Origin of the sequence: Streptomyces sp. NPDC001292 (assembly GCF_042896465.1) — a bacterium.
Lineage (GTDB): Bacteria > Actinomycetota > Actinomycetes > Streptomycetales > Streptomycetaceae > Streptomyces.
Genome location: NZ_JBIAXG010000151.1, coordinates 1 through 1,274, shown reverse-complemented (window position 1 = coordinate 1,274; position 1,274 = coordinate 1). Strand labels below are relative to the sequence as shown.

Below are 1,274 nucleotides of genomic sequence, written 5' to 3'. Positions count from 1 at the left end.
ATCGAGGCCGTACTGACCGCTGACGAACGTGTCGCCCAGGCGGCCGTGGTCGTACGTGAGGACACCCCCGGCGACAAGCGCCTGGTCGCCTACGTGGTACCGGCCGACGCCGGAACCACGGATGACGCCGGACTGCCGGCCGCCCTGATCGCCTACGCGTCAGGACAGCTGCCCGGCCACATGGTCCCCTCCGCGGTCGTGGTCCTCGACACCCTGCCGCTCACAGTCAGCGGGAAGTTGGATCGCAAGGCCCTTCCCGCTCCGGAATACGTCGCGGGTGGTGGCCGTGCTCCGGTCAATGCCCGTGAGGAGATCCTGTGCGCGGTCTTCGCCGAAATCCTCGGCCTGGAGAGCGTGGGTGTGGAGGACGATTTCTTCCGGCTGGGTGGGCATTCGCTGCTCGCGGTGTCGCTGGTGGAGCGTCTGCGGGTGCGGGGTGTGACGGTGTCGGTGCGGGCGTTGTTCCAGACGCCGACGCCTGCCGGTCTTGCCGCGGCGGCGGGTGCGGAGCAGGTTGCCGTGCCGGCGAACGGCATCCCGGACGGTGCCATGGAGATCACGCCGGAGATGCTGACTCTCGTCGAGCTGTCCGAGGCTGAGATCGAGCGGGTCGTTGCGGGCGTGGAGGGTGGTGCGGCCAATGTCGCCGACGTCTATCCGCTGGCTCCGTTGCAGGAGGGTCTGCTCTTCCATCATCTGCTGGCTGATGGTGGTGAGGACGCGTATGTGACGCCGACGGTCCTGGGGTTCGACTCGCGTGAGCGGCTGGACGCGTTCCTGGGCGCGCTGCAGCGGGTCGTCGACCGCCATGACATCTTCCGCACGGGCCTGGTCTGGGAGGGTCTGCGTGAGCCGGTCCAGGTGGTGTGTCGTCGGGCTGCTCTGCCGGTTGTCACGGTGGAGCCGGTTTCTGAGGGAACGGATCTGGCGGAGCAGTTGCTTGCCGCTGCCGGTCTGTCGATGGATGTGGGTCGGGCGCCGTTGATCGATGTGCATGTGGTCGCGGAGGCGGACGCGGTGGCCGGTCGGTGGCTGGCGTTGGTGCGGGTGCATCACATGGTGCAGGACCACACTGCTTTGGAAGTGGTGCTGGAGGAGGTCGAGGCGTTCCTGACGGGCCGGGGCGGTGAGTTGCCCGAGCCGCTGCCGTTTCGTGACTTCGTGGCGCAGTCGCGTGGCGGGGGGGAGCGGTCCGCGCATGAGCGGTTCTTCGCCGATCTGGTCGGGGACGTCACCGAGCCCACCGCGCCGTATGGGGTGGTGGATGCGCGTGG

1 protein-coding gene is annotated in these 1,274 nt (G+C 68.5%); it reads left to right on the top strand.

Going from position 1 to position 1,274, the window contains the following annotated elements:
• On the top strand, positions 1-1,274 hold a 1,274-nt coding region (locus tag ACFY4A_RS42665; protein ID WP_390834687.1), incomplete at both ends, for a condensation domain-containing protein.